The 24714-nt window shown below is 69.7% G+C and carries 20 protein-coding genes and 2 pseudogenes; 3 read left to right on the forward strand and 19 right to left on the reverse strand.

Translation table 11 applies throughout. From position 1 onward, the window contains the following. Positions 1-96 precede the first annotated feature (96 nt). From GCE65_RS13930 to GCE65_RS14010, 18 genes and pseudogenes are all read right to left on the reverse strand, one after another. A complete protein-coding gene (locus tag GCE65_RS13930) occupies positions 97-1098 on the reverse strand; it encodes a polyprenyl synthetase family protein (protein ID WP_153878800.1) in 1002 nt (333 codons plus the stop codon). Continuing rightward, on the reverse strand, positions 1095-2669 hold the full coding sequence (nuoN, locus tag GCE65_RS13935; RefSeq protein ID WP_153878801.1) for an NADH-quinone oxidoreductase subunit NuoN: 1575 nt from the start codon (positions 2667-2669) through the stop codon (positions 1095-1097). The genes GCE65_RS13930 and nuoN overlap by 4 nt, the downstream gene beginning before the upstream one ends. Next, the gene (locus tag GCE65_RS13940; protein WP_153878802.1) at positions 2666-4198 is read right to left on the reverse strand and encodes an NADH-quinone oxidoreductase subunit M; all 1533 of its coding nucleotides are present in this window, start codon (positions 4196-4198) and stop codon (positions 2666-2668) included. Before GCE65_RS13940 ends, nuoN begins: the two co-directional genes overlap by 4 nt. Positions 4199-4213: 15 nt before the next feature. Then, a complete protein-coding gene (gene nuoL, locus GCE65_RS13945; RefSeq protein WP_153878803.1) occupies positions 4214-6130 on the reverse strand; it encodes an NADH-quinone oxidoreductase subunit L in 1917 nt (638 codons plus the stop codon). Positions 6131-6134: 4 nt separating this feature from the next. Then, positions 6135-6434, reverse strand: coding sequence for an NADH-quinone oxidoreductase subunit NuoK (gene nuoK, locus GCE65_RS13950; protein ID WP_152909714.1), 300 nt, complete (start codon positions 6432-6434; stop codon positions 6135-6137). Then, positions 6431-7273: an NADH-quinone oxidoreductase subunit J gene (locus GCE65_RS13955; protein WP_153878804.1), complete on the reverse strand. Its 843-nt coding sequence runs from the start codon at positions 7271-7273 to the stop codon at positions 6431-6433. The genes nuoK and GCE65_RS13955 overlap by 4 nt, the downstream gene beginning before the upstream one ends. After that, a complete protein-coding gene (gene nuoI / locus GCE65_RS13960) occupies positions 7270-8016 on the reverse strand; it encodes an NADH-quinone oxidoreductase subunit NuoI (protein WP_152909713.1) in 747 nt (248 codons plus the stop codon). The genes GCE65_RS13955 and nuoI overlap by 4 nt, the downstream gene beginning before the upstream one ends. After that, a complete protein-coding gene (gene nuoH / locus GCE65_RS13965; RefSeq protein WP_370460133.1) occupies positions 8009-9367 on the reverse strand; it encodes an NADH-quinone oxidoreductase subunit NuoH in 1359 nt (452 codons plus the stop codon). The genes nuoI and nuoH overlap by 8 nt, the downstream gene beginning before the upstream one ends. Continuing rightward, complete coding sequence (locus tag GCE65_RS17135; RefSeq protein WP_194928721.1) at positions 9364-9882, reverse strand: molybdopterin dinucleotide binding domain-containing protein; 519 nt, start codon at positions 9880-9882, stop codon at positions 9364-9366. The genes nuoH and GCE65_RS17135 overlap by 4 nt, the downstream gene beginning before the upstream one ends. A 63-nt stretch (positions 9883-9945) precedes the next feature. Then, positions 9946-10182, reverse strand: a pseudogene (locus tag GCE65_RS17140) (hypothetical protein); the annotation flags it as partial. Positions 10183-10286: 104 nt separating this feature from the next. Further along, positions 10287-12041, reverse strand: a pseudogene (locus GCE65_RS13975) (NADH-quinone oxidoreductase subunit G); the annotation flags it as partial. Further along, the gene (gene nuoF / locus GCE65_RS13980) at positions 12038-13342 is read right to left on the reverse strand and encodes an NADH-quinone oxidoreductase subunit NuoF (protein ID WP_152909711.1); all 1305 of its coding nucleotides are present in this window, start codon (positions 13340-13342) and stop codon (positions 12038-12040) included. The gene nuoF and the pseudogene GCE65_RS13975, both read right to left, overlap by 4 nt. Beyond that, positions 13339-14046, reverse strand: a complete 708-nt coding sequence (gene nuoE, locus GCE65_RS13985) for an NADH-quinone oxidoreductase subunit NuoE (RefSeq protein ID WP_152909710.1) — start codon at positions 14044-14046, stop codon at positions 13339-13341. The genes nuoF and nuoE overlap by 4 nt, the downstream gene beginning before the upstream one ends. Further along, on the reverse strand, positions 14046-15404 hold the full coding sequence (locus GCE65_RS13990; RefSeq protein WP_152909709.1) for an NADH-quinone oxidoreductase subunit D: 1359 nt from the start codon (positions 15402-15404) through the stop codon (positions 14046-14048). Before GCE65_RS13990 ends, nuoE begins: the two co-directional genes overlap by 1 nt. Then, on the reverse strand, positions 15404-16129 hold the full coding sequence (locus tag GCE65_RS13995; protein WP_153878807.1) for an NADH-quinone oxidoreductase subunit C: 726 nt from the start codon (positions 16127-16129) through the stop codon (positions 15404-15406). Before GCE65_RS13995 ends, GCE65_RS13990 begins: the two co-directional genes overlap by 1 nt. Beyond that, positions 16126-16683 carry an NADH-quinone oxidoreductase subunit B family protein gene (locus GCE65_RS14000; protein WP_152909708.1) on the reverse strand — a complete coding sequence of 186 codons (558 nt, stop codon included), beginning with the start codon at positions 16681-16683 and terminating at the stop codon, positions 16126-16128. The genes GCE65_RS13995 and GCE65_RS14000 overlap by 4 nt, the downstream gene beginning before the upstream one ends. Positions 16684-16699: 16 nt before the next feature. After that, the gene (locus GCE65_RS14005) at positions 16700-17059 is read right to left on the reverse strand and encodes an NADH-quinone oxidoreductase subunit A (RefSeq protein WP_152909707.1); all 360 of its coding nucleotides are present in this window, start codon (positions 17057-17059) and stop codon (positions 16700-16702) included. A 10-nt stretch (positions 17060-17069) separates the two neighbouring features. Next, positions 17070-18389 (reverse strand): geranylgeranyl reductase family protein, encoded by a 1320-nt coding sequence (locus GCE65_RS14010; protein ID WP_152909706.1) that lies wholly within the window; start codon positions 18387-18389, stop codon positions 17070-17072. A 426-nt stretch (positions 18390-18815) separates the two neighbouring features. On the opposite strand from GCE65_RS14010, the gene GCE65_RS14015 reads away from it, so the two are divergent. Both GCE65_RS14015 and GCE65_RS14020 read left to right on the forward strand, forming a co-directional pair. After that, the gene (locus tag GCE65_RS14015) at positions 18816-20195 is read left to right on the forward strand and encodes an MmgE/PrpD family protein (RefSeq protein ID WP_153878808.1); all 1380 of its coding nucleotides are present in this window, start codon (positions 18816-18818) and stop codon (positions 20193-20195) included. Positions 20196-20235: 40 nt separating this feature from the next. Further along, on the forward strand, positions 20236-21072 hold the full coding sequence (locus tag GCE65_RS14020; RefSeq protein ID WP_153878809.1) for a phosphosulfolactate synthase: 837 nt from the start codon (positions 20236-20238) through the stop codon (positions 21070-21072). A 41-nt stretch (positions 21073-21113) separates the two neighbouring features. Here GCE65_RS14020 and GCE65_RS14025 read toward each other — a convergent pair whose 3' ends face one another. After that, complete coding sequence (locus tag GCE65_RS14025; RefSeq protein WP_152909703.1) at positions 21114-21812, reverse strand: demethylmenaquinone methyltransferase; 699 nt, start codon at positions 21810-21812, stop codon at positions 21114-21116. Positions 21813-21920: 108 nt separating this feature from the next. Between GCE65_RS14025 and pbp4b the strand changes: the two genes are divergently transcribed. Beyond that, the gene (pbp4b, locus tag GCE65_RS14030) at positions 21921-24701 is read left to right on the forward strand and encodes a penicillin binding protein PBP4B (RefSeq protein ID WP_153878810.1); all 2781 of its coding nucleotides are present in this window, start codon (positions 21921-21923) and stop codon (positions 24699-24701) included. Positions 24702-24714 lie beyond the last annotated feature (13 nt).

The following is a 24714-nucleotide window of genomic DNA, read 5'->3' on the forward strand; positions in this document are numbered from 1 at the left end:
ACGTACCGCACCCCTCGTTGGGTGGCACATACCCTAGCAATACGGAAGCCACCCTGCAGTCGTTTGGACTTCGTATGCGTTTATCAGCGACGACAGTCAGGCGAGGCGGTCGACCAGGAGGCCCGCGAAGCTCGTCAGGGCGTCCTTGGCGGGGCCCTCCGGCAGGGGCGCGAGTTCGGCGACCGCATCCGCGGCCCACTGGCGCGCCAGCTCCCGCGACTCGTCCAGGATCGGGTGCGCGCGGAGCGCATCGAGGGCGGCCGCCAGTGACGCGTCGTCGCTCAGGTCGCCCTCGAGGGCGGTGAGGATGTCGGTGCCGGCGGCATCGATCTCTCCGCGCGCGGCCTGGGCGCGCAGCAGCAGCACGGGCATCGTGGCCACGCCTTCGCGCAGGTCCGTGCCCGGGGTCTTGCCGGTGACCTCGGCGTCGGAGATCAGGTCGATCACGTCGTCCGCGAGCTGGAACGCGACGCCGACCTTCTCCCCATAGGCGACGACGGCGGCGATGATCTCCGCGTCGGCGCCCGCGAACAGGGCTCCGTAGTGGGCGGAGGCCGAGATGAGGGAGCCGGTCTTGTCGGCGAGCACGCGCAGATAGTGCGCGATCGGGTCGTCGTCCGCCCCCGGGCCGAGGGTCTCGTGCAGCTGACCGAGCACGAGCCGTTCGAACGCGTCGGCCTGGATCCGCACGGCGACGGGGCCGAGCTCGGAGACGAGCTGCGAGGCGCGGGCGAAGAGCAGGTCCCCGACGAGGATCGCGACGGAGTTGCCCCACACCTCGTGCGCGCTCGGAGCGCCCCGGCGAAGCGGAGCCGAGTCCATGACGTCGTCGTGGTAGAGCGTGGCCAGATGGGTGAGCTCGGTGGCCACGGCGGCCTGCCGCACCGCCTCGTCGATCCCGCTGCCGAGCTGGGAGGTGAGCATGACGAGCACCGGCCGCAGCCGCTTGCCCCCCGCGCTCATCAGGTGCCCGGAGGCGTCGGCGATGATCGGGTGCGTGCTGCGCGCCTCGTGGGCCAACCGGGCCTCGATCCGGTCCAGTTCGCCGGCGATGAGGCCTTCGAGGGCCTCATCGCCGAGGGGCAGGGACGAGGTCACAGCAGGAACTTCGACGCCTGCGCGGTGAGGTCGAGCACGCCCTGCGGGACGATTCCCAGGGCGACGGTCCCGATCGCGCAGACCGCGATCGCCACCTGGGCCATGCCCTCGGGCGCGACCACCGTCGTGTGCTCACCTGCCGGCTCCGTGAAGAACATGAGCACGATGATACGGATGTAGAAGAACGCCGAGGCGGCCGAGGCGATGATCGCCACCACGACGAGCGGCCAGGCGCCGCCGTCGATCGCCGAACTGAAGACCGTGAACTTCCCGATGAAGCCCGAGGTGAGCGGGATCCCGGCGAACGACAGCAGGAACAGCGTCATGGCCAGCGCGAGCAGCGGGCTGCGGCGACCGAGTCCGGCCCACTGCGACAGGTGCCCGGCCTCGCTCGTGACCGTGCCGTCCGCGTTCCGGTTGCGCACCATGGCCACGAGGCCGAAGGCGCCGACGGTGGCCAGTCCGTAGGCGAGCAGGTAGAAGAGCACCGCGCCGATCCCCGACTGCTCGAGGGAGATGACGCCGAGCAGCACGAATCCCGCGTGGGCGATCGCGGAGTACGCGAGGATCCGCTTCATGTCGGTCTGGACGAGCGCGAGCACGGTGCCCACGATCATCGTGAGGATCGCGATCGTCCACAGGAACGGGGCCAGGTCCCACTGGATGCCCGGGGTGACGACGTAGACGAACCGCAGGATCGCGCCGAATGCGGCGATCTTGACGCCGGCCGCCATGAAGCCCGTGATCGGGGTCGGTGCGCCCTGGTAGACGTCCGGGGTCCACGAGTGGAAGGGCACGGCGGCCACCTTGAACAGCAGCCCGATGAGCACGAGCACGCTCCCGGCGAGCAGGAGCCCGTCCATCCCGACCATCTGCGGGACGGCGGTCGCGATCTCGGAGAGCCGGATCGAGCCCGAGTAGCCGTAGAGCAGCGCGAGGCCCATGAGGAAGAACGCCGAGGAGAACGCGCCGAGCAGGAAGTACTTGAGCGAGGCCTCCTGCGACACGAGTCGGCGCCTACGGGCGAGACCCGAGAGCAGGTACAGCGGCAGCGACAGCACCTCGAGGGCGATGAACATCGTCAGCAGGTCCGCCGCGACCGTGAACACCATGAGGCCGAGGACGGCGAACAGCGTGAGCGGGTAGACCTCGGTCTGCACGAGACCGGCACGGCGGGCCTGCTCCTCGTACTGGGAGCCCGGGATCGCGGCCGCGGTCGGGGCGAAGAAGTCCTCGCCCCCGACCCTGTCGGCGAGGATGAGCAGCGCGAGGAACGACATGACGAGCACGAGCCCCTGGCCGAAGAGCCCGGCCGGATCCTCGTGGATGGCGCCGGCCACGAGCTCCTGCGGGCCCTGGATGCTCACCTCGGTCCAGCGCCACACGACGGCCACGAGGGCCGCGCCCATCGCGACGACGGACAGTCCCACCTGGGCGAGCCGACGGTGCGCACGCGGCACGAAGGCCTCCACGAGCACCGAGGCGACCGCTGCGGCGAAGACGATGACGATCGGTGCGAGCGCCGCCCAGTCGATGTGCGGGGCGACGAATGTGGACTGCAACGGATTCATGAAGCGCTCCCGATGATCTGGGCGAGAGTGTCAGCGATGGGGTTGACCGCATCGAGAACGGGCGCCGGATAGAAGCCCAGGAAGAGCATCGCCGCGATGAGGACCCCCGCGACGGTCTTCTCCCGGCCGTCCAGATCCGGCATCCCGCGGTACTTCTCGTTCGGTGGACCGGTGTAGATGCGTTGATAGGACATGAGGATGTACAGCGCCGAGAGCACGATGCCGATGACGGCCGCGATCCCGATCCAGACGGCGTTCTGGAAGGAGCCGAGCAGCACCTGGTACTCGGGCACGAAGCCGGACAGGCCGGGGAGCGCGAGCGAGGCGAATCCGGAGATGAGCCAGGTGCCGGCGATGATCGGGGTGATGCGCTGCATGCCCCCGTAGGAGTCCATGAGCTGGGTTCCCCCGCGCTGGGTCTGGAAGCCGGAGATGAGGAAGAGTCCGGCGATCGAGAGGCCGTGGGCGACCATGTAGATCATCGCCCCGCTCAGGGCGGTGGTGGTGCCCACGAAGATGCCCAGCACGATGAAGCCGAAGTGGCTGACCGAGCTGAACGCGATCATCCGCATGACGTCCGTCTGCCCGATCGCCACGATCCCGCCGTAGATGATCGCGATGACCGCGAGCACGATGATCACCGGGGCGGCCGCCTTCGAGGCGTCCGGGAAGATCGGCAGGCACAGCACGATCATCCCGAACGTGCCCACCTTGTCGAGGACGCCGACGAGCAGCGTGGAGGTGCCCGGAGGTGCCTGGGCGGCGCTGTCGGGCAGCCACGTGTGCACCGGAACCATCGGCGCCTTGATCGCGAACGCCACGAAGAACGTGAGGAAGAGCCACATCTGCAGCGTCGCGTCCCCGCCCACCGCGTTCGTGACGTTCTCGAGCAGGAAGGCGCTCGGGCCCTGGTCGGTCTGGAAGTACAGCGCGATGACGCCGACGAGCATGATGAGCCCGCCCGCGAGCGAGTAGACGAGGAACTTGATCGCGGCGCTGCGGCGGTTCGGCCCGCCGTAGGAACCGATCATGAAGTAGATCGGGATGAGGATCGCCTCGAACAGGATGTAGAAGAAGAACACGTCCTGCGCGACGAAGATCGCGATCATGAGCGCCTCGAGCACGAGGATGAGCGCCATGTAACTGGCCCGGCGATAGTCGAGCGCTGCCTTGGCGGTGACCCCCTCGGGGAGGGTCACCTCGTTCCAGGCGGAGAGGATGACGATCGGCACGAGCAGCGCGGCGAGCAGCACCATGACGAGGCCGAGGCCGGTGACCCCGACGGCGTAGGAGGCGCCGAAGGCCGGGATCCACTCGGCCACCTGCGTGAACTGGGGCGTCGAGGCGTTCGCGATGTCGAAGCCGCCCGCGAGCCACCCGGCGCCCGCGAGCACGACGACGGAGGTGACCAGGGCGATCGGGCGGGCTGCGGCCCGCAGGGGTCGCACGGCCCAGATGAGCAGCGCGACGACCGCGGGGACGAGGATGAGGAGAGTCAGAATCGACTGTCCGGCAATCTGTGTGGGCATCCGTGATTCTCCTGCTCAGTACCGGATCGCGAGCACGACGACGAGGGAGGCGACGACCCCGACGGCCATGAGTGCGCTGTAGCTGCGGACATAACCGTTCTGGAGGCGCCGGAGCCGTTCGCCCCAGCCCACCGTGCCGGATCCGAGGCCGCGCACGGCCCCGTCGACGACGGCGCCATCGGCGTAGACGAGCGTGCGGGTCAGGTGCAGGCCCGGACGCCCGACGAGGGCCTCGTTCACGTCGTCCTGGTGAAGGTCGACCCGGGCGGCGCGGGTGAGCACGCTGCCGACGGGCGGCGCGATCGGCACCTCGTTCGCGGCGTACTGGCGCCAGGCCAGGAACACCCCGATGGCCACGAGCACGAGCGTGGCGGTGGTGATCACCGGCACGGACAGCACCGGCTCGTGATGCTCGACCGGCCCGGTCACCGGCGCGAGCCAGGTGGAGAACCGGTCGCCGATCGCGAGGAACGCTCCGAGTCCGACCGAGCCGATCGCGAGGATGATCATCGGGATCGTCATGAGCGCCGGGGACTCGTGCGGGTGCTGCTCCGGGCCGGGAAGCCCGTTGCGCCCGTCGTTGAAGCGCTCCTTGCCGTGGAAGGTCATGAAGAAGAGCCGCGACATGTAGAAGGCGGTGATCCCCGCGCCCAGGAGCGCGACGCCGCCGAAGACCCAGGGCTGCCAGCCCTCGCCGACGAACGCGGCCTCGATGATCTTGTCCTTCGACCAGAATCCGCTCAGGCCGGGGAAGCCGATGATGGCCAGCCAGCCGGCCCCGAACGTGATCCAGGTGATCTTCATGTACCGGCTCAGGCCACCGAACCCGCGCATGTTCACGACGTCGTTCATGCCGTGCATGACCGACCCGGATCCGAGGAAGAGGCCGGCCTTGAAGAAGCCGTGGGTGATCAGGTGGAAGATCGCGAACGCGTAGCCGATCGGGCCGAGCCCGGCGGCGAGCATCATGTAGCCGATCTGGCTCATCGTCGAGGCGGCGAGCGCCTTCTTCAGGTCGTCCTTCGCGCAACCGACGATCGCCCCGAACAGCAGCGTGATCGCACCGACGATGACGACGACGAGCTGGGCGGCGGGCGCCCCCTCGAAGATCGGGCCGGAGCGCACCACGAGGTAGACGCCGGCGGTGACCATCGTGGCGGCGTGGATGAGGGCCGAGACCGGCGTCGGGCCGGCCATCGCGTCTCCCAGCCAGGCCTGCAGCGGGAACTGGGCGGACTTGCCGCAGGCCCCGATGAGGAAGGCGATGCCCGCGAACGTGAGCACGCCCTCGTTCGTCCCGGCCGCGGCGTCGAAGACAGTCTCGAAGTCGACGGCGCCGATGGTCGCGAACAGCACCATCATGCCGACGAGCATGCCCATGTCGCCGACGCGGTTCATCACGAACGCCTTCTTCGCGGCGACCGCGTACTCCGTCCGCTGATTCCAGAACCCGATGAGCAGGTAGGAGGCGACGCCGACGCCCTCCCAGCCGAGGAAGAGGAACGCGTAGGAGTCCGCCATCACGAGGATGAGCATCGACGCGACGAACAGGTTGAGGTAGGCGAAGAAGCGTCGGCGAGCGACGTCGTCCTTCATGTACGCGACCGAGTAGATGTGGATGAGCGTGCCCACGAACGTGACCAGGAGCATGAACGAGATCGACAGCGTGTCGATCCGCAGCCCGGCGGAGACGTTGAGAGCGGAGCCCGTGATCCAGTCGTACAGGTGCACGTCGACCGCACGGTCGGCCGGCGCGCGACCGAGGAAGTCGATCAGCAGCGCGATGGCCAGGACACCGGAGGCACCGGAGGCGAGAACGCCGAGCCAGTGGCCCCACGAATCGGCGGCGCGCCCCAGCAGGAGCAGGAGGCCGGCGCTCACCAGGGGAATGGCGATGAGCAGCCAGGAGGCATTGACGAGGTCCACGTGTATTCCCCTAGTTCTTCAGGAGGCTGACGTCGTCGAGCGACGCCGACACCCGGGATCGGAAGATGGACACGATGATCGCGAGGCCGATGACCACCTCGGCCGCGGCGACGACCATGACGAAGAACGCGATCACCTCACCGCGAAGGTCGCCGTGGATGCGGGCGAACGCGATGAGCATGAGGTTGGCCGCATTGAGCATGAGTTCGACACCCATGAACGCCACGATCGCGTTGCGCCGCACGAGCACCGTGACGGTGCCGATGGTGAACAGGATGCCCGAGAGCACCAGGTAGTTGAGCATGCTCATGGGCGGGTCTCCTCCGTCTCGGTGTTCACCGGGAACTCACTCACGTCCTCGAGCTCCGAGACCTCGGTCGCGCTGCCGCGGCCGAGTTCGAGCCGCTGCGGCGGGGTGGCGAACTGGCCGCGGACCCGCAGCACGGAGGAGACCGACTCGTCCACGGGCCGGCCCGCGGCGTCGATCGCCGGCATGTCCGCCGAGTTGTGGCGGGCGTAGACCCCCGGTCCGGGCCGCACGGTGATCGTGCCGGAGGACTCCCCGGCGCCGTAGGCCCGCATCCGGGCGCTCGCCAACTCGGGCTGGCCGACCTTCTCGGTGAGCCGGAGCCGGTGCGTGAGCGTGATGGCCCCGAGGGCCGCCGTGATGAGCAGGGCCCCGGTCAACTCGAACGGGAACACGAACTCGGAGAAGATGAGCCGCGCGACCCCGACCGGGTTGCCGTCGGCGTTCGCCGCGGCCAGCCCGACCGGTTCGGGCAGGCTCGCCCGCGTGGTGACAGCGATGAGCAGGATGAGCGTGCCCACCCCGGCGAGCACCGCCCACCAGCGCTGGCCGGTGAGGGTCTCGGTGAGGGACTCGCTCGAGTCGACGCCGATGAGCATGATGACGAACAGGAACAGCATCATCACGGCGCCGGTGTACACGACCACCTGGGCCACGCCGAGGAACGGCGCCTCGTTCGCGGTGTAGAGCACGGCGAGGCCGATCATCACGCCGGCGACCGCGACCGCGATGTGCACGATCCGCTTGCTGAAGATCAGCCCGAGCGCGCCGATCACCATGAGGGGGGCGAGGATCCAGAAGACCACCCCCTCTCCCGTGGACAACGTCAGTGGCTCGGTCACCGGGTACCTCCCGCGGGTGAGTGAGTGCTGGACTCGGCCCGCGCGGCGGCGGCCGCGGCCGAGTCGAGGGTCTCGTCGTGGGGGCGGTGCTCGCGGACCCAGTCCACCTGGGATCGGGTCGGGCCGGTCACCTCGCCCTTGTAGTAGTCGACATCGGTCGTGCCCTCGACCATCGGGTGGGGGGCGGCGAGCATGCCGTCCCGCAGCGGCGCGAGCAGCTCGTCCTTGGTGTAGATCATCTCCGCCCGGGTCTGGCCGGCGAGCTCGAACTCGTTGCTCATCGTCAGGGCCCGGGTGGGGCAGGCCTCGATGCACAGGCCGCAGAAGATGCACCGCAGGTAGTTGATCTGGTACGTGCGCCCGTACCGCTCGCCCGGCGCGTACTGCGCGTCGGGCGTGTTGTTGCCGGCCTCGACGTAGATCGCATCCGCCGGGCAGGCCCAGGCGCACAGCTCACAGCCGATGCACTTCTCGAGCCCGTCGGGGTGACGGTTGAGCATGTGCCGGCCGTGGTAGCGCGGCTCGGTCGGGACCTTCTCGAACGGGTACTGCTCGGTGGCGGTGTGCCGGAACAGGGTGGAGAACGTCACGCCGAAGCCGGCGACCGGTGCGAGGGTCTGACCCACCGGACCCGTGTTCGGGTCGCCGACGAGCTCCGCGGCGTCCCGCCCGGGAACACCCGCCCAGGGCCTGGGGGTCACCTGCGAGTGCTCGGCGGACGGATCGGGAGTCTGCTCAGACATCGTCGGTCTCCTTCTCTCCAGCGGGGGCCGTCACCTTGGCGCGGCGTGGGGACGGCGGCAGCTGCTGCCCGGGCAGCGGTGGCACCGGGTAGCCGCCGGCGAACGCGTCGAACTCCTCGGGTTCGGCGGGCTCGGCGTTGACGGACTCGAGCACCCGGCGGGGCTCCTTCGCGAGGAGCGCGAAGGCGAGGATGAGCAGCACACCGGCCGCGATGATGATCCACGTGCGCAGCGGGAGCGGTCCGAGCCGGCCGTCCAGGTCGAGGCTGCCGAACTGGATGACGCCCTGGTAGACGGACACGATGACCACCCATGCGAGGGCGATCGGGATGAGGATCTTCCAGCCGAGGTTCATGAACTGGTCGTAGCGGAAGCGCAGCAGCGTTCCGCGCAGCCACACGAAGAAGCCCATGAGCAGCCAGAGCTTGACGAGGAACCAGACGACCGGCATGATCCCGACCTCGGCCCAGCTGAAGTAGTTGAACGGGAACGGCGCGTGCCAGCCGCCGAGGAACAGCGTGGTGGCGATCGCGGAGACGTTCATCATGTTGATGTACTCGGCCAGGTAGAACCAGGCGAACTTCATCGAGGAGTACTCGGTCTGGAAGCCGCCGACGAGCTCGCCCTCGGCCTCGGGGAGGTCGAAGGGCAGCCGGTTCGTCTCGCCGACCATCGAGATGATGTAGACGACGAAGGCCGGGAAGAGCGCGATCGCCCACCATGCGCCGCCGTTCTCCCCCGTCTGGGAGGCGACGATCTCCGACGTCGACATCGAGCCGGAGACGATGAACACGCTCACGAGCGAGAGGCCCATGCCGAGCTCGTAGGAGATGACCTGCGCGGTCGAGCGCACCGCCCCGAGGAGCGGGTAGGTCGACCCGGAGGACCAGCCTCCGAGGACGATCCCGTAGACCCCGAGGGCCGCGATCGCGAGGATGTAGAGCACCGCGACCGGCATGTCGGTCAGCTGGAGCGGCGTGGTCACGCCGAAGATCTCCCGCTCCGGGCCGAACGGGATGACGGCGAAGATGAGGAAGGCGGAGACCACCGAGATGAGCGGCGCGATGATGTAGATCACCTTGTCCGCCGCCTTGACGGTGATGTCCTCCTTGAGCACGAGCTTGAGCGCGTCGGGGATCGACTGCACGAGGCCGAAGGGCCCGCGCACGTTGGGCCCGAGGCGCTGCTGGAACCGGCCGATGAGGCGTCGCTCGAACCACAGGGCCAGCAGCACCGACAACAACAGGAACAGCAGGATGCACACGGCCTTGATCAGCGACACGAGCACCGTGTCATTGCTGAAGTCGGCACCGCGGGGGGCCTGCGCCAGGATCGGGGCCAGGTTCATCATCGGGATTCCTCCTCGAGGGTGTCCGCTGCGGCAGCGAGGGCGACCTCGGCGCCGGCGGCGACTCCGAGCATCCGGTAGACCGACGATCCCGGCGAGTGCATCGGCACCCACACGACGTGGTCGGGCATCGCGGTGGGCAGCACCGGCAGCGTGATCTGCCCGGACGGGCCGGTGACGGTCACGCGGCTGTCGAGACCGACGCCGAGCGCATCGGCCGTGGCCGGCGAGATGCGCACGACGGGCCGGTGGGCCGTGCCCGCGAGGTACGGCTCGCCGTCCTGCCCCGACCCGGCGTCGAGCATCATCCGCCACGTGGCCAGCACGTGGCCTCCGCCGCCGGCCGGTGGGCCGACCGGTTCGGCGGCGGGGGCGGCGACCTGGGGCGCGTCGATCCGGGCGCCGTCCCAGCCGGCGAAGCCGGTGAGTTCGCGGTGGATCGAGTCCAGCTCGTCGGTGCCCAGGTCCAGCTCCATCGCCGCGCCGATCATGTCGATCACGCCGGCGTCGCTGCGCATGCTCGTGGGGAAGACCTGACCGAACGGCCGGGGGCGTCCCTCCCAGTTGAGGAAGGTGCCGGACTTCTGGGTCGGGGCGGCGACGGGGAGCACGACGTCCGCGTAGGCGCTGATCTGGGTGCGTCGCACCTCGAGCTGGACCACGAAGCCGGCGTTCGCGAACGCCCGCTCGGCGGCGGCGGGATCGGGCAGGTCGGCCAGGTCGAGTCCGCCGACCACGAGTCCTCCCAGGTCGCCGGAGCCGGCGGCCGCGAGGATCTGCTCGGTGTCGCGGCCCGGGCGCTCGGGGAGCTCGGGCACCGACCAGGCGGCGGCGACGTCGATGCGCGCCTCCGCGTCGGCGACGGGCCGCCCCCGGGGAGCAGGGTCGGCAGCAGTCCGGCCTCGACCGCTCCGCGGTCGCCGGCCCGGCGCGGGACCCAGGCGAGCCGGGCGCCCGTGGCACGGGCGAGGGCGAGGGCCGCGGTGTAGCCGCCGGGGCTGAGCGCGAGCCGCTCGCCGACGAGGATGACGGCGCCGTCGGCCCGGAGGGCCTCGGCGACCTGGGCCGTGTCACCGGCGGCACCGGCGGCACCCGCGTCGGCCGGCGAGGTCAGTGAGGCCAGTGCGGCGGCCTCGCCGCCGGGGCCGGTGGTGAGGACGCGCGCGCGCAGCTTCGTGCTGCCGCGGGTCGCGAACGGGGCGATCGTGGAGACCGAGACCGTGCCCGCGAGCATCCCCTTGCGGAGGCGGAGGAAGATCGTGCCCGCCTCCTCCTCCGGTTCGAGTCCGACGAGCAGCACGTGCCCGGCGCGCTCGATATCGGAGAAGGTGACCTCCATCGAGGAGCCGGCGACGTGGTGTCCGAGGAACGCGGCCTCCTCGGCGGAGTGGGCGCGGGAGCGGAAGTCGATGTCGTTCGTGTCGAAGGCGACCCGTGCGAACTTCGACCAGGCGTAGGACTCCTCGAGGGTGAGCCGCCCGCCGGGAAGCAGTCCGACGCCCCGATCGGTGGCGCCGCGCAGCCCGCGGGCCGCGAGGTGGATCGCCTCGGACCAGCTGGTGGCCTCGAGCTCGCCGGTCTCCTCGTTGCGCACGAGCGGGGTGGTGAGCACGTCCGGGCCGGCCTGCCACGTGAAGGCGAAGCGGTCCTTGTCGGTGATCCACTCCTCGTTCACGCCCGGATCGTCGCCGGAGAGGCGGCGCATGACGGTGCCGCGGCGGTGGTCGATCCGGATCGCGGAGCCGCAGCCGTCGTGCTCGGCGATCGAATCGACGGAGACGAGGTCGAAGGGGCGCGAACGGAACCGGTAGGTCGCCGACGTCAGGGCACCGACCGGGCAGATCTGGATCGTGTTCCCGGAGAAGTAGGAGGCGAACGGGCGTCCGGTCGAGTCCACCTCGGCGGAGCCGACGGTCTGGATCATGCCGGCGGTGATCCCGCCCATGCCCTCGGGGCCGACGACCTCGCTCGTGTGCGCGGGGTCGGTGTGGGCGCCCTCGAGGGGGGCGATGTCGAGGATCGCCTCGTCGAACGTGCCGATCTGCTGGGCGTGGAGGGTGTGCACCTCCTGGCCCGGGGCCCCGCCGCCGCGTCCCTGCAGCGCGATGAAGGGATCGCCGGCGATCTCGTCCTGGAAGCGGGTACAGCGCTGGCACAGGATGCAGCGGTCGCGGTCGAGCAGGATCTGGGTGGAGATCTTGATCGGCTTCGGGAACGTGCGCTTGACGTCCGCGTACCGGCTCGTGGCGTTGCCGTTGCTCATCGCCTGGTTCTGCAGCGGGCACTCGCCGCCCTTGTCGCAGACGGGGCAGTCGAGCGGGTGGTTGACGAGCAGGAACTCGATCATGCCGTGCTGGGCCTTGTCGGCCACGGCGGAGGTGTGCTGGGTGTTGACGACCATGCCGGGCGAGGCGGTCATCGTGCACGAGGTCTGCGGCTTCGGCATCGCCCGGAGGTTCCCCTCCCGGTCGGGCATCGCCACGTCCACGAGGCACTGGCGACAGGCGCCGGCGGGCGCCAGCAGCGGGTGGTCGCAGAACCGGGGGATGTGGATGCCCGCCTGCTCGGCGGCGCGGATGATGAGGGTGCCCTTGGGCACGCTCACCTCGACGCCGTCGATGGTCAGGCCGACCTCCTCGACGGGGGCGGGTGCGTTCGTGTTCTGGCTGGCAGTCATCGGGCGACCTCGGTGAACAGGGCGTTGGCCTCGTAGGGGAAGAGTTCACGGGCCGGCGTGTGCAGGCCCTGCTCGAACTCCTCACGGAAGTATTTGATACCGCTCTTGACCGGCTGGGCGGAGGCATCGCCGAGGGCGCAGAAGGAGCGGCCGTCGATGTTCCCGGCGACGTCGAGGAGCAGGTCGACGTCCCCCTCGAGGCCCTGGCCCGCCTCGAGCCGGGTGAGCACCTGCTTCATCCAGTAGGTGCCCTCGCGGCACGGGGTGCACTTGCCGCACGACTCGTGGGCGTAGAAGTCGATCCAGCGGGAGACCGCACGGACCACCGAGGTCGTCTCGTCGAAGATCTGGAGCGCCCGGGTGCCGAGCATCGATCCGGCCGCGGCGACCGATTCGAAGTCGAGCGGGACGTCGAGGTGCTCGTCGGTGAAGATCGGGGTGGAGGAGCCACCCGGCGTCCAGAACTTGAGCCGATGACCGTCGCGGATCCCGCCGGCGAGCTCGAGCAGCTCCCGCAGGGTGATGCCGAGCGGTGCCTCGAACTGACCGGGCCGGGTCACGTGGCCCGAGAGCGAGAAGAGGCCGTGGCCGGTCGACTTGCCCGTGCCCATCGACTCGAACCAGCCGTCCCCCTCCCGCACGATCCCGGGGACCGAGGCGATGGATTCGACGTTGTTGACCACGGTGGGCCGTGCGTCGAGACCGGCGACGGCCGGGAACGGGGGCTTGAGACGGGGCTGACCGCGTCGGCCCTCGAGGGAGTCGAGCAGCGCGGTCTCCTCCCCACAGATGTAGGCGCCCGCGCCCGCGTGGAGCGTGATCTCCAGGTCGAAGCCGGTGCCGAGGATGTTCGTGCCGAGCAGCCCGGCCTCGCGCGCCTCCCGGATCGCGTTCATGACGCGCCGGTGCACGTGCACGACCTCGCCGCGCAGGTAGATGAACGCGTGGTTGGAGCCGATCGCGAAGCTCGTGATCGCCATCCCCTCGATGAGGGAGTGCGGGTTGGCCAGCAGCAGCGGGATGTCCTTGCACGTGCCCGGCTCGGCCTCGTCGGCGTTGACCACGAGATAGCGGGGGCCGCCGTCCGGGGCCGGCAGGAACGACCACTTGAGCCCGGTCGGGAAGCCCGCACCGCCGCGCCCGCGCAGCCCCGAGCCCTTGACGAGCTCGATGAGCCGAGCCGGCTCGGTGTGGATCGCCGTGCGCCAGGCCTCGTAGCCCTGATGGGCCGAATAGGTCTCCAGGGTCCAGGAACGCTCGGCATCCCAGATGTCACTGAGAACGGGCGTCAGAGTGGTCATGACCGGCCTCCATCGTTCGAGTTCGGGCCCGGCTCGGGCTTCGGCGCGTGCCAGTCGTGCTCCCGAGAGAGCTTGAGCCCCTCGAGCGTGGCCGCACCGGCGCCGACGCCCTCGTTCGCGCGGCCGTCGTCGAAGCCGGCGAGGACCCGGGAGACCTCCTTGAAGGTCGCGACGGTCTCCGCTCCGCGGGTGGGCTGCACGGGCTTGCCGTCGAGGATCGCGTCGACCACCTCGAGGATCGCCTCGGGGGTCTGGTTGTCGAAGAACTCCCAGTTGATCATGACGACCGGGGCGAAGTCACAGGCGGCGTTGCACTCGATCCGCTCGAGCGTGATCTTCCCGTCCTCGGTCGTCTCGTCGTGACTGATGCCCAGCCGGCTCGAGATCCGCTCGAAGATCGCGTCACCGCCCATGACCGCACACAGGGTGTTCGTGCACACCCCGACCGTGTAGTCCCCGTTCGGCTTGCGCTTGTACTGGCTGTAGAAGGTCGCCACCGCGCTCACGTCGGCGCGGGAGAGTCCGAGCACCTCGGCGCACAGGGCGATGCCGGCCGGGGAGACGTAGCCGTCCTCGGCCTGGACCAGGTGGAGCATCGGCAGCAGGGCCGAGCGCGGCGTGGGATACCGGGCGATGATCTGTGCGGAATCGGCCCGCAGCCGGGCGTCGACGTCCTCAGGATAGCCGTGATATTCGATGGACATCAGCGGTCCACCCCCCCTAGCACTGGGTCGATCGAGGCGACCGAGACGACCACGTCGGCGATCGAACCGCCTTCGCACATGATCGACAGGGCCTGCAGGTTGTTGAAGGACGGGTCCCGGAAGTGGACCCGGTACGGGCGGGTGCCGCCGTCGGAGACGAGGTGGACCCCCATCGTGCCCTTCGGGTGTTCCACCTGCTGGTAGACCTGGCCCGCCGGCACCCGGAAGCCCTCGGTCACGAGCTTGAAGTGGTGGATGAGGGCCTCCATCGACTCGCCCATGATGTGGCGGATGTACTCGAGGGAGTTGCCCTGACCGTCGGAGCCGACCGCGAGCTGGGCCGGCCAGGCGATCTTCTTGTCGGCGACCATGACCGGGTGCTTGCCGGAGCGGTCCTGCGCGTCGAGCCGGTCGAGCACCTGCTCGACGATCTTGACCGATTCGCGCATCTCCGCGAAGCGGACCAGGTACCGATCGTAGGAGTCTCCGCCGGTGGCGGTCGGGATCTCGAAGTCGTAGGTCTCGTAGCCGCAGTACGGCTGGGCCTTGCGCAGGTCGTACGGGAGGCCCGCCGAGCGCATGAGCGGTCCCGTCGCGCCCAGGGCCGTGGCCGCGGACAGGTCGAGCACGCCGACGTCCTTCATCCGTCCCACGAAGATGGGAAGCTCCAGCGTGAGCTTCTCGAGCTCGCTGATTCCCCGCAGGATCTGCGGCAGCTTCTCGCGCACCATCGCGGTCAGGCCGGGGGGCAGGTCCTGGACCACGCCGCCGGGACGGATGTACTCGTGGTTCATCCGCAGTCCGGTGATCGCCTCGAAGATCCGCAGGATCTCCTCACGGTCGCGGAAGCCGATCGTCATCATCGTGGTGGCGCCGAGCTCGTTCCCGCCGGTTCCGGCCGCCACGAAGTGCGAGGAGATCCGGTTGAGCTCCATGACCAGCACGCGGATGAGGGTCGCCCGTTCGGGGATGTCGTCCGTGATCCCGAGGGCCTTCTCCACCGCGAGGCAGTAGGCGGCCTCCTGGAAGAACGGCGCCACATAGTCCATGCGCGTGCAGAACGTGACGCCCTGGGTCCAGGTGCGGAACTCCATGTTCTTCTCGATACCGGTGTGCAGGAACCCGATTCCCGCCCGGGCCTCGCGGACCGTCTCACCGTCGATCTCCAGAACGATGCGCAGCACGCCGTGGGTCGAGGGGTGCTGCGGCCCCATGTTGACGACGATGCGCTCGTCGGCCAACCGTTCGGCGTCGAGCGCGATCTGGTCCCAGTCGCCGCCCTCGGCCGTGAACTCGTGGACGCCCTCGGTGCCGGGAGCTCCGGCACCGGCCGTGGCCATCGGGGGTGTGGTACTCATCAGCTGTAAGACCTCCGGTTGTCGGGCGAGGGAATGGTCGCCCCCTTGTACTCCACGGGGATCCCACCGAGGGGGTAGTCCTTGCGCTGCGGGTGTCCGACCCAGTCGTCCGGCATCTGGATCCGGGTGAGCGAGGGGTGGCCGTCGAAGACGAGGCCGAAGAAGTCCCAGACCTCGCGTTCGTGCCAGTTGTTCGCCGGGTAGATCTCGCACAGGGACGGGACGTGCGGGTCCGCGTCCGGGGCGGTCACCTCGAGGTTGATGAGCCGGTTGTGGGTGATCGAGTTGAGCGGATAGTAGGCGTGGAGCTCCCGGCCCCGGTCGTCCGGGTAGTGCACCCCGCTGACGCCGACGCAGAACTCGAAGCGCAGGTCCTGCTCGTCGCGCAGGAGCCGGGCCACGAGCTGCAGATGCTCCCGGGCGACGGTCAGGGTCAGGTCGCCGCGGTAGACCACGACCTGCTCGATGGCGTCGTCGAAGTCGACACCCGCGTCGGCCAGCGCCTCGGCGAGGAGGTCGACCACCTCGTCGAAGTAGCCGCCGTACGGGCGCTCGCTCGCGGGGGTCTGGGCGACCGCCTGCTCGAGCCCTCCGAAGCCGGAGGTGTCCCCGCTGCCGTGGACGCCGAACATGCCCTTCTGCTCACGGATGAGCCCGAGCGGTCCGGCCTGCGCCCGGTCGAGTTGGCCGCCTCCGGAGGCGGCGAGCGACTTGTCGGTACTCACGCGAGCAGGCCCTTCATCTCGTGGGTCGGCGTGGCGCGCAGCGCGGCGGCCTCGACCTGGCGGCTGATCTCCTCCCGGTGCGCGCCGAGGGGCGCGCCCTTGATCACATGCTTGTGCAGCTCGAGGATGGAGTTGATGAGCATCTCGGGCCGCGGCGGGCACCCGGGAAGGTAGATGTCGACGGGGAGCACGTGGTCGGCCCCCTGGACGATGGCGTAGTTGTTGAACATCCCGCCCGAGGAGGCGCAGACGCCCATCGCGATGACCCACTTGGGGTCGGCCATCTGGTCGTAGACGGTGCGCATGACCGGGGCCATCTTGTGACTGACCCGCCCGGCGATGATCATCAGGTCGGCCTGCCGCGGCGAGGCCCGGAAGACCTCCATGCCGTAGCGGGAGATGTCGAAGCGCGGTGTGCCCGCGGCCATCATCTCGATCGCGCAGCAGGCGAGGCCGAACGTGACCGGCCACATCGACGAGGAGCGCGTCCATCCCACCAGGTCCTCGATCTTGCCCAGGAGGAAGCCGGAGGGAAGCTTTTCTTCGAGTCCCATACTCGTGGTTCCTTTCTCAGTCCCAGTCCAGGCCACCGCGACGCCATTCGTAGACGAACGGCACGGTGATGAAGAACAGGAACGTCATCATTGCGATCAGGCCGAAGACGGCGAGCTCCGAGAAGGCCACCGCCCACGGGTACAGGAAGACGACCTCGATGTCGAACAGGATGAAGGTCATCGCCACGAGGTAGTACTTGATCGGGAAGCGACCGGTACTGGCCCCGGGGGTGGGTTGGACGCCGCATTCGTAGGCGGCGACCTTGACCTTGTTGTAACGCTTCGGCCCGATGACGGCGGACGCGGCGAGTCCCCCGCCGGCGAGCAGCAGGGCCAGACCCAGCAGGATCAGGATCGGAAGGTAGGGATTGGTCATGGGCAGATCCTCACGCCGCAGGGACGATTCGTGTCAGTGAGGTGATGATCCGGTCGGTCAGATCTCCACCTCGGGTGTCGTAGGAGTCCGAGAGCAGCTTCAGCACGAACTTCATGAGCAGCGGCCGGGGCAGCCCGTACCGCGTGCACACGCGCATGATCTCCGGCCGCTCGATCAACTTGACGAACTGTCGACCGAGAGCGAAATATCCGCCGATGTCCTCGTTCATTCGGCGCGGGTAGCTGAGCAGCATCCGCTCGCGCGCGGGGGCGGTCGTGCGCATGAGCGCCTGGGCGGCGACGTCCGCCGCGATCCGGCCCGCCTGGAGCCCGTAGGCGATGCCCTCCCCGTTGAACGGGGAGACCATGCCGCCGGCGTCGCCGATGAGCATGAGGCCGCGCCGGTAGAGGGGGGTGCGGTTGAACGCCATCGGCAGGGCGGCACTGCGCACGGGGCCGACCTGGTTCTCGGGCGTGAACTCCCAGTCCGCGGGCGCGTTGCGCATCCAGGCCGCGAGCAGGGCCTTGTAGTCGAGCTTCGTCGCCCGCGCGGTCGAGGAGACCGAGCCGAGGCCGACGTTCGCCGTGCCGTCTCCGAGCGCGAAGATCCACCCGTAGCCGGGCAGGAGCGGAGAGTTCCCGGCCTCGCCCTCCCACAGCTCGAGCTGGGACTCCATCCACTCGTCGTCGTGGCGCGGGGTGCGGAAGTAGGTGCGCACGGCGACCCCCATGGGCCGGTCCTCGCGCTTGGCGATTCCGACGGCGGTCGCGAGCCGGGCGGACACCCCGCCCGCGTCGATGACGATCGGCGCGCGCAGCGGACGTTCCGCACCCTCCTCGCCCGGGATGCGCCGTCCCCGTTCGTCCACGGAGCGGTAGGTGACCCCGACGACCCGGTCGGTGCGCTCGTCCACGAGCGGGCCGGTGACGTTGGCCCCCTCGATCAGCTTCGCGCCGCTGGCGCGGGCGTGATGCGCGAGGGTCTGGTCGAGGCCGGTGCGGGCCTTGGCCATGCCGTAGTTCGGGTAGCGCTCGATCTCCGGCCACGGGAGGTGGAGGGTGTGTCCGCCGCCGACGACCCGCAGGCCCTTGTTGCGGATCCAGCCGTCCTGCGGGTGCATCGGCACGCCCATGCGGATGAGCTCGGAGACGGCGCGGGGGGTGAGCCCGTCGCCGCACACCTTGTCGCGGGGGAACGTGGCCTTCTCGAGCAGCAGCACCTCGAGTCCGACCGTCGCGAGGTGATGCGCGGCCGAGGCCCCGGCCGGGCCTGCGCCTACGACGATGACGTCGGCGTCATCCTCGGGCACGACCAACACGCCAACCACCATTTCCGCTACTGCGAGCTTGCCAAATTGATGTTCCTCTGGGGGCGATCCGCGCTGATTTTGCGCGGAAAACATGCCCGTCTGCAGCCTAGCGTCAATGACGCGCCCCCGCTGACGCCACACCCCCGATCCAGGTGACTCAGGCGACCATTCCGTCACGTCAGGCCGCAACCGGGCGGAACAACGCGACGGATTCGGCGACCGGGGCCACGCGCCCGGGCCCCCGTGAGGCGCGTCACGGCCCGCGGAGCGCGAGCGCGACGCCCCGTCGAGGGGATTCCGACAAGTGATCGATCAATGTCAGCAAGCCTCTTGACGTCAAGATACCCGGGGCGCATGGTGGAGGCAGGACATCGCGCCGGCATCACACCGGCCCAGCACACCACCGACGCAGCCACCGACGTGGCTGCGGAGCACCCGGAGGCACTCATGACCGAAGTCCAGGACCTGGCCGCGTTCGTCCACCGCGTCACGCTGGCGGATGCCGGCGCGGAGGCGATCGATCGTTTGAAGATCCACGTCCTCGACACCCTCGGGGTCGCGATCGGCGCCCTCGACGCCGAGCCGATGGTCGCCGTCCGCGGCCTGCTCGAGGACCTCGGCGGCACCGAGGTCGCGACCCTCATCGGCGGCGGCCGGACCTCCCCGGACCGGGCCGCCTTCTACAACAGCGGCCTGAGCCGCTACCTCGACTTCATGGACGCCTACCTCGCCCCGGGGGAGACGAATCACCCGTCGGACAACCTCGGCGCGGTCCTCGCCGCCGCCGAGAGCGTCGGCGCCTCCGGAGCCGAGTTCCTCGCGGCCCTGGCGGTGGCGTACCAGGTGCACACCCGCCTCGCGGACGAGGCGCCCGTGCGGGCACGCGGCTTCGACCACACGACCCAGGGTGCCTATGCCGCGGCCGCCGGAGCGGCCAAGGCGATGCGGCTGACGACCGGCCAGATCGCGAACGCGATCGCGATCTGCGGCACCGCCAACAACGCCCTGCGCGTGACCCGCACGGGCTCGTTGAGCCACTGGAAGGGCCTCGCCTATCCGCAGGTGTCGAAGGAGGGGACGTTCGCGGCGCTGCTCGCGGCACGCGGGATCACGGGCCCGGCGGAGGTGTTCGAGGGGAACAAGGGCTTCAAGGAGACCGTCTCCGGCCCGTTCACGCTCGACTGGGCCGGGGAGGACCTGGAACGGGTCCGCCGGGTGATCATCAAGAAGCACAACGCCGAGATCCACTCGCAGTCGGCGCTCGAGGCGGTCATCGCCGTCCGGGCCCGCTTTCGGGCCGGCGTCCGGGCCGAGGACGTCGCCTCGATCGAGCTGACGACCTTCGACGTGGCGTACTCGATCATCGGCGGCGGCGAGGAGGGCGACAAGCGGACGGTCGCCACGAAGGAGGAGGCCGATCACTCCCTGCCGTGGATGCTCGCCGTGACCCTCCTCGACGGCGAGCTCACGCCCGCCCAGTACGAGCCCGCCCGGATCGTCGCCGACGACGTCCAACAGCTCATGACACGCGTGCGCATCCGGCCGGACGACGACCTGTCGGCGCGCTTCCCCGAGGAGATGCCGGCGCGCCTGGTCCTCACCCTGACCGACGGCACGTCCTTCGAGGCCGAGGAGTCCGCCTACGAGGGGTTCCACACCCGTCCGCAGAGCTGGGCGGGCGCCGAGCGGAAGTTCCACGCGCTCACGACCCCGTTCGCACCCGCCGAATTGCGCGAGGAGATCGTCGCGCTCGTGCGCGGGCTCGAGCACGAGCCCGTCACCGCCCTCACCTCCGCACTCGCCCGGGTGCGCCGGGAGCGGGCCTGAACCGAGCCCCGTCCGGGGCATTCACACAAGGAGACCGACCATGTCCAACGCCACCGGATTCGATGTGAGCTTCGACTTCGTGCCGCGCGCCTACCGCCCGGCCAAGCCCCGAGCCACCGGGATGACCGAGATCCGCGCCCCGTACTATGCGACGTTCGGCACCCGGCACCTGCAGGACGTCTTCGAGGTCGCCGGCCAGTGGGTCGACGGCATCAAGTGGGCGGGCGGCTCGTTCGCGCTCGTGCCGCCCGAGCAGGTCCGAGCGTTCAGCGACCTCGCGCACGAGAACGACTCCTACGTCTCCTCGGGCGGCTGGATCGAGACCGTGCTGCGCTACGGCCCGGACGCGGTCGACCACTACCTCCGTGAGGCCAAGGAGGTGGGCTTCGACGTGATCGAGATCTCGACCGGCTTCATCATGCTGCCCACCTCCGGGCTCGAACGACTCGTCGAGAAGGTGGTGGCGGCAGGCCTGCGGCCCAAGCCCGAGCTCGGCATCCAGATCGGCTCCGGCGGGGACTCCGGGGAGGCGGAGCTGGCGGCGGAGACGACGAAGGACATCGGCGACCTCGTCGACCGCGGCCGGCGCGCGCTCGCGGCCGGCGCATCGATCATCATGATCGAGTCCGAGGGGATCACCGAGAACGTCGCCGAGTGGAACACCTCCGCCGCGGCGTCGATCATCAACGGCCTCGGCCTCGAGAACGTCATGTTCGAGGCCGCGGACGGGCCGGTCTTCGAGTGGTACGTCAAGAACTACGGCAACGAGGTCAACCTGTTCGTCGACCACAGCCAGATCCTCCAGCTCGAGGGGCTGCGTCAGAACATCTGGGGCAACGTGTCCACCTGGGGGCGCGTGATCAACCCCGCTCCGTGACCGGCCCGCGCCGATTCAGGGCCGTTCAGGGCCGTTCAGGGCTACTCGGCCGGCTTGAATGCCCGGTGAAGCGCGACGATCCCGCCGGTGAGGTTGCGATAGCCGACGCCCCGCCACCCGGACGCGTGCAGCACGCCGGCGAGCGCGTCCTGGTCGGGCCAGGCCGCGATCGACTCGGCCAGATAGTCGTAGGCCGGGGCGTTCGAGGAGACGGCCTTGGCGACCGGGGAGAGGATCCGGTCGCGATAGAACCCGTACAGGCCCGCCCAGGCCCGGTTCGGCGGCTGGGAGAATTCGCAGACGACGAGTCGCCCGCCCGGCACGGTCACCCGCAGCATCTCCCGCAGGGCCAGGCCCGTGTCAGAGATGTTGCGCAGGCCGAACGAGATCGTCACCGCGTCGAAGCTCGCGTCCGCGAACGGCAGGTCGGTCGCATCCCCGAGGACGAACGGCAGGTCGGGGCGCCGGCGACGGCCCTCGGCCACCATGCCCTCGGACATGTCGCACGGGGTGACGTCGATGCCGGCATCGGCGTAGTCCGCGCTCGAGGTGCCCGTGCCCGCCGCCAGGTCGAGCACCCGCTCGCCGGGCCGGGCCGCGACCGCGTCGAACGTCGCCCTCCGCCAGATCCGGTCGATACCGCCGGTGAGGATGTCGTTGGTGCGGTCGTAATTGCGGGCGACCTCGTCGAACATCCCGGCGACCGCGGTCGGGTCCTTGTACAGGCTGGCGCGTGACATGGCGTCCATTAGACCACCTCCCCCCGATTGCACATCCTTGCCAAGACTGCGGTCGACGACGATAATTCGTTTCGACCGACTCCCATCCCCCTCAAGGAGCGAACACCGATGTTCAGATCGAGAGGCACGGCGATCGCCGCCGTCGCCGGCCTGGGGGTGTCCCTGCTCATCGCGGCCCCCGCCGGCGCCGCGGAGACCACCACCCTGACCGTGCACTACTACTCCGCGACCGGCAGCGACGGCGACCTCGAGGCGCTCACCCTCGGTGGCGCCGCCCCGACCGCCATGTCCACCGACGAGGACTCCTTCGGCACCGTGGCGGAGTTCGCCTTCGCCGGCGAGCACGACCGCCTCGGCGTGCGCGCGAGTGGCGACAGCCGATTCCCCGAGGACCTGCGTTACGTCGAGGCGACCGACGGCGCCGCCGAGGTCTGGCTGATCGACGGCGACGCCCGCGCCTACGGGGCCCCGCAGACGCTCGACGCCGACGACGTGACCACGAGCGACCGGAAGGCGTTCATCGCGGTCGAGGATCTGACCGACGTCCTCGACCTCACCTACTCCTACGGCAGGAACGGCTACGTCTTCGACGGCGCCCCCGCGGACACGCTCGACATCCTCACGATCTTCCGCAACCGCGACTACTACGAGATCGCGGTCGACACGAACCGGATCGGCCAGAACGTCACCGGCAACATGATCAGCTACTGGCTCTCCGAGGACTACGTGTTCTCCGACATCGACGGCTACTCCGAGGGCGGCGAGTACTACCTCTCCTTCGGCGCCATCGAATGGCTGTTCCAGGTGCGCACGCTCATCCACTCCGGCGACGCCCTCGTGCTCACGCCGCAGTTCGTCGCCCACGACGAGCTCACCACGGCCGACCCCGCCGCGGTGGGCTTCGATCCGGTCGAGCTCGCCTCCCTGGACGACTGGATCCAGGACCAGGTCGACGCGGGCGGCCCGGCGGTGGGCGTCGTCGTCACGAAGGACGGCAAGGTGGTCAAGAACGACGCCTACGGCTACGCGCTGCGCTACTCGACCGGCGTGGACGAGGCGGGAGACCTCACGCCGGCGGAGCTCCTGCCCGAATCCGAATGGGAGCCGGCCACGACCGACACCCTGTTCGACCTCGCGTCGAACTCGAAGATGTACGCCACGAACTACGCGATCCAGCGACTCGTGAGTGAGGGCCGGCTCGACCTGGACGCCACCGTTGCGTCGTTCCCGGGCTGGGAGGACTTCACCGACGCCAACTCCGACTACACGGGCAAGTGGACCGTCGGCGGCGCGGGCGGGATCACGGCGGTGCACACCGGCAAGGAGACCGTGACGGTCCGTGACCTCCTCCATCACGAGGGCGGCCTCATCCCCGATCCCGAGTATCCGAACCGGGCCTCCGCCGGGGACCTGTGGTACCAGACCGACGATCCGGACGACCGGGCCGGGATCATCGACGCGATCAGCCGCACCCCGCTCATGTACGCGCCTCGGACGCGGTTCGCCTACAGCGACGTGGACTTCATGATCCTCGGGCTGCTCGTGGAGCAGATCACCGGCGAACGCCTGGACGTCTATCTGGAGAACGAGTTCTACGGGCCGCTCGGGCTCGAGGCCACGACGTTCCGGCCGCTCGCCTCCGGCTTCGCCCCCGAGGAGGTCGCGGCGACCGAGCTCAACGGGAACACCCGCGACGGGAACGTCTCCTTCGGCACGCTCCCGAACGGCGACCCCGTGCCGATGCGCCACTACACGCTCCAGGGCGAGGTGCACGACGAGAAGGCCTTCTACTCCATGGCCGGTGTCGCCGGGCATGCCGGCCTGTTCTCCACCACCGGCGATATGGCGGTGCTCACCCAGCTCATGCTCAACCGGGGCAGCTACGGCGGTGAGCAGTACTTCGACGCCGACGTGGCCGACGAGTTCACCACGCCGCACGCGGTCGGCGGCGGCAACGCGGACTCCTCGACGATCGCGCTCGGGTGGCGGGTGCACTCGAAGAACGCCGCCGCGTACTACTACTTCAACTGGGGCCCCTCGCGCGAGACCTACGGCCACCAGGGCTGGACCGGCACGCTCACGATCATCGACCCGCTGCACCAGCTGACGATCACGATCCTGACGAACATGCGCCACTCGCCGGTGACGAGCCCCCCGAACGGCTTCGCCGGGGCGAATTACGCCGTGGCGGACCTCGTGCCGATCTCGGCGCGCGTGTACCGGGCGCTCACGGGCGAGAGCGTGCAGTTCACCCCGGCGGCATCGGTCGCCGCGGTGGCCGACGTGACGGTCGCGCACGGCACCTCCCTCGAGGACGCGATCGGAGCGCTCGCCTCCTCGACGACGCTCACCGACGCCGACGGCGGCGAGTGGGACGTGGCCCTGAGCTGGGAGCTTCCGGGCTACGACGGCCGCAGCGCCGGCGACTACGAGGCGATCGGCACGTTCGACCTGCCGGACGGCATCACCCCCGGCGAGCCCGCGATCTCGACCGAGGTGCGCGCGACGGTCACCGTGGCCGACGAGCCGACCGCCCCGACGGACGAGCCCACCGACCCGACCGACCCGACCGACGAGCCCACCGACGGCGCGCAGGACGCGGGCGGGACGAGCGATGCCGGTGGCACGGATGGCGCTGCCGGCACCGATGGCACCGATGGCACCGACGGCTCGGACGGCACGGACGGCACCGACGCCACGGGCGGAACCGGATCCGCCGACAGCATCGGATCCGCCGACGGAACGATCCCGCCGACCGGCGACGCGAGCGAGCCCCTGCCCTCGACGGGCGCGAGTGCCGGGGCCGCCGCGCTCCTGGCGACGCTCGTCGCGGCCGCCGGGGCCGCCGTCCTCCTCGGACGTCGCCACCGGGTGATCACCCGCCGGTGAGCATTAGGCTGGG

Source organism: Pseudactinotalea sp. HY158, from assembly GCF_009660225.1.
Classification (GTDB): Bacteria; Actinomycetota; Actinomycetes; order Actinomycetales; family Beutenbergiaceae; genus HY158.